This is a genomic window from Segetibacter koreensis DSM 18137, from assembly GCF_000374045.1.
Classification (GTDB): Bacteria; Bacteroidota; Bacteroidia; order Chitinophagales; family Chitinophagaceae; genus Segetibacter; species Segetibacter koreensis.
This window is the reverse complement of record NZ_KB893325.1, coordinates 104,883-111,710: the sequence shown is the minus strand read 5'-3', so window position 1 is coordinate 111,710 and position 6,828 is coordinate 104,883. Positions and strand designations below refer to the sequence as shown.

The window sequence follows — 6,828 nt, the reverse complement described above, 5'->3', positions numbered from 1 at the left end:
ATGAGTATAAAGAGTTGCATCAGCAAACAAGCAACCCCAAACAAAACTTCAAACTTTTCCATCGCCAAGTAATGATGATTAAAGGTTGGCTTAGAGGTATACATCATAGTGTTAGAAATTTACAGCCCTACCTGGACGAATTTTGCTACAGGTTTAATCAAAGTAATTCAATAGAAGAGATTTTTCACAACATAACTGGCAGAATGATTAATACTCAACCAATTTTTATTAAACAATTGAAATTGGAGTAGCTAAATGCCTACTTCCATAAATATAAATAAACTACTATAACGAATGCAGTACATCAAATTTTACAGCAAATCCGATATTCTTTCTTTGACACATATCCGACGCTTTGAAACCAAAATAGGGGAGCGCCTGCAAACAATTTCAGATGTAAATAATCTTGAAAATTCTATTGCATCGTCAACAGCAAAGTTTGTGCTGGTGGGCATACCGGAAGACATAGGGGTAAAGGCCAATTATGGTGCTGGAGGTACAGACACCGTTTGGAAGCCTTTTCTCGAATATTTTGTAAATATTCAAAGCAATGATTTTTTGGAAGGAGGAAATATCCTATTGCTCGGTCATTTTGACTTTACGGGTATTTCTTCCGTTATAGAAGGTAATGCACATAGTTATGAAGAAAAGGTAATGGCTTTTCGCCATGCGGTAAACGAGGTAGATGAAGCCGTTGAACCTCTTATAAAGCTAATTACTCAAAACAATAAGATACCGATAGTAATCGGGGGAGGTCACAACAATGCCTACCCTTTATTAAAAGGTGCATCAAAAGGTTTATACAACTCAGGTCAAATACCCCTGGCGTCTATCAACTGCATTAACCTAGACGCATTTGCAGATTTCAGACCGCTGGAAGGTCGTCACAGTGGTAACGCATTTTCTTACGCAGAAGAAGATAGGTATCTACAGAAATACTGTGTAATTGGAATCCAGGAAAATTACCTGACACAAAACACCTGGCTTGATGTAGTGAACAATCCCTTCATAGATTTTATTAGCTATGAAGACATTTTTATACATGAAAAACAAAATTTTCTGCAGGCAATAGCACAAGCTACCACTTTTACAGAAGACACTTATACGGGAATAGAAGTAGACCTTAATTGCATTGAAAATGCTTTGAGCAGCTCAACTATAGCAACCGGCGTTAATCCTATACATGCACGGCAATTTGTTTCTTATGCTGCAGGGGACACAAAAACTGCTTACCTGCATATTTGCGAAGGAATCTCAACTGCATCTAACGACAAAAAAACTGAGACTACAGCAAAATTAATTTCACACCTGGTAAGTGATTTTATAAAGGCGAAAGAATAGCAAGTATTTAGAAAACTGGTGGTTAATGTCCCTTGTAAAAATGGAAGGTAATGCGCATGTGTTTCAATTTTAAGTGGCGTATCGTTAAGTTATAGCAGCTTTTTTAGGATTTACAGCAATTGAAGTGTCGGCAGTGTGCCTGTTTCTATCAATCCAATAAGCCCATATTACAAATAACCATTGTAATTGTCCGGCCCATGCAATTGCCTTAACGTTTGAAGGAGGTGCCCCAAACATATTTGCAATATGAATAACGAGCAGGAAAATCGCAAGTGACCAAAAGCCGATTGAACCTGCTTTATTAGATGCCTTTGTAGCAGTTAAGTAAAGAAATATGCCTGATACAAATAATAGTAGCTCCACTATTAAACTCGCAGTTATTGATTTCCATAAACCTAAACCAAATAAAGGTGACTTTCCGGGATATAAGGGTAAATCAGGAATATGAACAATAAGGTCAAGCACCCAATGGCTTACCACGCATAGGCCCAGGACTATGGCCGACTTTGTCTCTTTCTTAAATAGCCAATATAAAACTGAAAACAACAATCCCCATAATAATACCATTGCAAGGCTATGCGATATTGGATAACTTATAAAGTTAAGTGGAAGCCCTTTTTTTCCTGTAATCTCTACCTTTTCAACATGGAGCAGGAGCAAAGTTGGCCATAAAAGATCTAAAAATTGCACTGCTAAAAAGTAAGTTCCTAATGACGGAGTAGGGTTAATCTTCTTTGCCGCAAAGCCAAGTGCAAAATGTCCTATGAACATACGAACCTGTTAAGGGTTAAATGAATATATGAAAAAAAACTTATTAATTAATTAAGAAGTCAAAAGTAAACATGACATTGTGGATATGCAAGAGTGTTGTGGAATCCCTTATGTAATACATATTTTTAGAGGACATATATTCATTTAGAGAGTAATATTTCCTACAATCACTTTTAAGGGTACCTTTTCAGTCAAAGTGCCGATACTGGTGTTTTAGTTGCACTTATTAATTTATACAACTTTCCGTCGGGTTTGGTTAATAAATATAATTCTCCTCGCGAATCCCGCCCAAAATGCACATCTACACGACCAGTTCCACAAAGCTCGGTAAGTGTCTTCACCTTGCCATCGACTGAGATGTTCCATTCTTTTATGATAGCTTGCCTTCCTTGCTTTACATCACTCATGTCTATATAAAATAATCTGCCGGTTGGGATATCGCCGAACAGGTATTTGCCTTTTAATTCCGGGATAGAAGTTCCGGAATATTCAAATCCTCCTGAAATCGCTTTTCCTTCATCGTGATCATATTCTGCAATAGGATAAGTGATGTGGTAGCTACTATCATTTACTGGAAGTGGATACACTTTATTTAATTCGCCATAAGGATTTAAAACAAAAGAACCTTCTCTTACAGGCCAGCCATAGTCATGGCCTTTCATAACAAGGTTAACTGATTCAATATTACCATGTCCGATATTGCAAACCAGCATTCGCCCACTCTTGCTCCAGGTAATACGATGTGGGTTTCTAAAGCCATAAGCATAAATTTCTCCCAGGTCTTTACTGTTTTGACTTTTAGTGAAAGGATTTTGGGGCGGAATTCCGTACTGACCGTTTCTGCTGTTTTTGCCAGTAGGATTGATGCGAATAGTAGTTCCCCATATTTTTTCACGACTATGCGTTAAGAAGGGAAATCCGTTTTCAACACTGCCACCATCACCAATTCCTATATACAAGAGGCCGTAATCTTCGTTACCAGGTTTAGCAAGTGGGTTGAAGGTAATCTCCTGAACGCCGTGAATACCCGCAACCATATTCACTCTGAACAGTTCCCTGCCTTTTCCTGAAAAAGTAGCAGCAGCAGGGTTGTCAGCTTTCCACTCCGTCAGCACCCATTGCAAAGTAACCTTAATAGAATCGGGGTAGGCGAAATCTGCTTTAGCTGAACCGGGAGGTTCTGTGTGGGTTGTATATATAAGACCGTTAGTAGCAAATTGCGGATGAAAAGCAAAACTGCCAAAGCCTGTAGCCAGACCAGGCTCATTAACAAATTTAGGTTTAAGTTTAGCCATATCCATATACACCGACGGCTTATTATCTTGTAGCTTATAAAGTTTTCCACGGAGGTCGAGGACAAATGACGTACCTGTATTTGGTTGGTAATCTAACTTTGTTATTCTTGTTAAAGGTAACTTTCCACTGTCACTGGAAGGAGGAAACTGTGTTACCTCTTTCATTTCTACCACCAGATTTGAAGATTTGATTTTGCCGGGAATAGGATCTGATAATTCCTTGCCATCTTCCTTTGTTACCTTTGTAGCAGGAAGTTTATGGGTATTTAAAAATGAGACGATTTGGTTCAATTCATCATTTGTAAAAGTTGGAAATGAAGGCATAAATGTCCTGTATTTTTTATACAACTGTTTAGCCCTCTCATCTCCAGACTTAATAACTGATTGTGGATCTTTTATAAAATGTTCAATCCATTCAGCCGAAACCTTCGTTGTTAATCCACCTAATTGCGGACCAATGCCATCCTGGCTAAAGTTATGACAACCGCTACAATGCTGGTTGAATGATATTTCACCTTTATTAATCGTAACAGAGTCAGTAGAGATGTTGTTATTTGCAGAATTTACAGAATTGCAGGCGCTACAATAGAATAAAAACCACACAGTTAAAATAACCAGAATTCTTTTCTTCATTATTAAAGTATGCATAATTAATTAAATCAAATCTATAACTTTTAATGTTTTCTCATGCACATCTTTAAACGGCATTATAATCTTTAAGCCACAAACATTCTGAACATTTGTAGTGCATAAGCTTTAAAATCTCACTTTTTATTTCACTTTATGTGAAAAATTCTTGTGTATCTTTCAGTCTGTTTGTAATACTTTGTTTAGTTCTATTAATTTGTATTTTATTTATTTCTATTCTTAACATGAAGAAATACGATCGCAGAGATTTTTTGCAAAACATAGGGGGCCTTCTTGCATTAGCATTTGCCGCAAGCGCATTTGATTTCAAAAAAAACAAACCTCTTCTTTCATTTTCGACCTTAGGTTGTCCTGATTGGAGTTTTGAGAAAATAGTAAATTTTGCTAAAGAAAATGGGTATGACGGCTTGGAGATACGAACTATTCAGCGGCAGATGGACCTGCCTAAATGTGCAGAATTTAGCACTCTGCAAAAAATTGCTGAAACCAGGAAATTTGTAAAAGACAAAGGGATTAAAATAGTTGACCTGGGAGCATCCGCATCTTTACACCACAGTAATAGCATAGAACGCAAAAAAAATTTAGACGAAGCAAAACAGTTTATCGACCTTGCCGAGCAATTAAAATGCCCTTACATAAGAGTGTTTCCCAATGATTTTCCCCCTGACCAGGATCGTAATGCCACTATTGATCTTATTTCAAAAGGTTTGTTAGAATTGGGCGATTATGCAAAAGGAAGTGAAGTAACTGTTTTATTAGAATCGCACGGTCAGGTTGTAAAAAGCAATGACCTCGAAACGATCATGAAGGCTGCAGAACATGAACATGTAGGGTTGATTTGGGATATTGTAAATATGTGGGTAGTTACTAAAGAACCTCCGGCCGAGGTGTATCAAAAGTTGCGAAAATACATCAGGCATACTCATATCAAAGATGTAAACATAGTTGATGGAAAAGAGCATTACACATTATTAGGCAAAGGAGAATCACCCGTTTTTGAAGGAATTGATGCTTTAAATAATGGTGGATACACTGGCTATTTTAGTTTCGAGTGGGAAAAACTATGGCACCCCGAAATTGCTGAACCCGAAATTGCACTTGCTGATTTCCCTAAAACAATGGAGGAACATTTCAAAAAAATGAAAAATTCATAACTGAAACAAATCTTTTGTTTATTTTTTCTGAGTATTGTTGAAGAAGTGAATTTGAATAGGATACACGTAGTACCGTGTTGTATGTGGGCGAGTTTCTACTCATCGTCATCATTCAATAACTCTCCGTTTGCTAGTTCCGGAATAAGCGTTTTTACCTGTTCATCGCTTAATGTTTCAACTCCTTTGAGTCGTTTTTGTATGGCTCTTGTTCTTTTGCCTACCACATCTTCCAGTTGATTTAATCCTGTTTGTATGTTGTTTTGCGCTTTTTGTAGTAGTGTGCTGAAATTGCCAAATTCTGTTTTTACTGCACTTAGTAGCTGCCAGACTTCGCCGCTGCGCTTTTCAATAGCAAGAGTGCGAAAACCCATCTGTAAACTGTTGAGGAGTGCAGATAAGGTAGTGGGACCGGTAATAATAATTTTGCACTCGCGCTGGATAGCTTCGAAGAGACCCGGTGTACGCAGTACTTCGGCATACAAGCTCTCGAAGGGCAGAAACAAAACGGCAAAATCTGTAGTATTAGGCGCGTCAATGTATTTGCTGCAAATATCCTGTGCACAGTTTTTAATGCCTTTTGTAAAAGTACGGCGGTGCTCTTCTACCAACTCTGCGTCTCCATGATCATAAGCTTCCAGCAGCAGTTCAAATGCTTCTTTTGGAAATTTACTATCGATAGGTAGCCAAACAGTACTTTCAATGTGTTGCCTTCCGGGTAGCTTTACGGCAAACTCTACGACGGCATTGCTGCCTTGCTTTGTCTTTACGTTCTTGCCATACTGCTCTTGAGTAAGTATTTGTTCCAGCAGGCTTTCAAGTTGGTATTCGCCCAGCACACCTCTTGTTTTTACATTGCTCAGTACCCGTTTAAGATCGCCAACGCCTGTTGCCAGTTGCTGCATATCTCCAAGCCCTTTGTGTACCGCTTCGAGTCTTTCGCTTACAAGTTTGAAAGATTGCCCGAGCCTTGCTTCAAGTGTTTGCTGTAGTTTTTCGTCAACTGTTATCCGCATTTGTTCCAGCTTTTGCTCGTTACCCTTTTGCATTTCTGCGATTTTCTTTTCAAGCGTTTGCCGCATACTGTCGAGGCGGGTGCCTATGTCCGTATTCTGTTCAGTCTGTTTGCTTAAAAGTGCGTAGAAACTATCTTTCTGAATGCTATTAAATTTATGAATTGATTGTGAGAGGTCTTTTTTAAATACTTCGAGAGCCAGCTTTATCTCTGTACGTGTTTCCTTCACATTTATACCATTAGATTCTTTGAAAGCAGTGAGTTTATAATCAATTGTACTGGTCATGTGGTTTAATTTTTCTTCAAACGAAAACAGGGAGGAGGCAAGTTCTTTTCGTGCCAATGCAGCATTATCGAATACTTCTTTACGATTCCCCGCAATCTCTGCTTTTACCGAAAGGTCAATTCGTTGTATCTCATTTTTTAATGACTCAAGTTTGTATCCGATCTCGTTTTCTTTGCTGTTATTCGTATTTAATGATATGATGAGATTGATGACAAGCAGTATAGTAATAATGGAAAGAGCGATATATATAATAGTCATAAGGCAATTTAAAGTTTAGTATTGAATAAAAAAGAGGAGGAAACTAATCAAAAGAATTAATTA

General features: G+C 37.9%; 5 protein-coding genes and 1 pseudogene. 3 read left to right on the top strand and 3 right to left on the bottom strand.

Features of this window, described 5'->3' with window-relative positions; genetic code table 11:
* Both B154_RS33060 and B154_RS0111325 read left to right on the top strand, forming a co-directional pair.
* Positions 1 to 251, top strand: a pseudogene (locus tag B154_RS33060) (IS1595-like element ISBaba1 family transposase); the annotation flags it as partial.
* A 43-nt stretch (positions 252 to 294) separates the two neighbouring features.
* Complete coding sequence (locus B154_RS0111325; protein ID WP_018614311.1) at positions 295 to 1,341, top strand: formimidoylglutamase; 1,047 nt, start codon at positions 295 to 297, stop codon at positions 1,339 to 1,341.
* 84 nt (positions 1,342 to 1,425) lie between these two features.
* On the opposite strand, the gene B154_RS0111320 is transcribed toward B154_RS0111325, so the two are convergent.
* Both B154_RS0111320 and B154_RS0111315 read right to left on the bottom strand, forming a co-directional pair.
* Complete coding sequence (locus tag B154_RS0111320; protein WP_018614310.1) at positions 1,426 to 2,112, bottom strand: metal-dependent hydrolase; 687 nt, start codon at positions 2,110 to 2,112, stop codon at positions 1,426 to 1,428.
* A gap of 191 nt (positions 2,113 to 2,303) precedes the next feature.
* Entirely contained in the window at positions 2,304 to 4,040 is a 1,737-nt protein-coding gene (locus B154_RS0111315) for a PQQ-dependent sugar dehydrogenase (protein WP_169337661.1), read from the bottom strand.
* A 239-nt stretch (positions 4,041 to 4,279) separates the two neighbouring features.
* Between B154_RS0111315 and B154_RS0111310 the strand changes: the two genes are divergently transcribed.
* Positions 4,280 to 5,209, top strand: coding sequence for a sugar phosphate isomerase/epimerase family protein (locus tag B154_RS0111310; protein ID WP_018614307.1), 930 nt, complete (start codon positions 4,280 to 4,282; stop codon positions 5,207 to 5,209).
* Between the two features lie 95 nt (positions 5,210 to 5,304).
* On the opposite strand, the gene B154_RS28330 is transcribed toward B154_RS0111310, so the two are convergent.
* Positions 5,305 to 6,765, bottom strand: a complete 1,461-nt coding sequence (locus B154_RS28330) for a DNA recombination protein RmuC (protein ID WP_018614304.1) — start codon at positions 6,763 to 6,765, stop codon at positions 5,305 to 5,307.
* Positions 6,766 to 6,828: the final 63 nt, after the last annotated feature.

Bases quoted from the DNA above. Each gene is read 5' to 3' on its own strand.
- B154_RS0111325 (WP_018614311.1), top strand. From the start codon at position 295: ATGCAGTACATCAAATTTTACAGCAAATCCGATATTCTTTCTTTGACA.
- B154_RS0111320 (WP_018614310.1), bottom strand. From the start codon at position 2,112: ATGTTCATAGGACATTTTGCACTTGGCTTTGCGGCAAAGAAGATTAAC.
- B154_RS0111315 (WP_169337661.1), bottom strand. From the start codon at position 4,040: ATGAAGAAAAGAATTCTGGTTATTTTAACTGTGTGGTTTTTATTCTAT.
- B154_RS0111310 (WP_018614307.1), top strand. From the start codon at position 4,280: ATGAAGAAATACGATCGCAGAGATTTTTTGCAAAACATAGGGGGCCTT.
- B154_RS28330 (WP_018614304.1), bottom strand. From the start codon at position 6,765: ATGACTATTATATATATCGCTCTTTCCATTATTACTATACTGCTTGTC.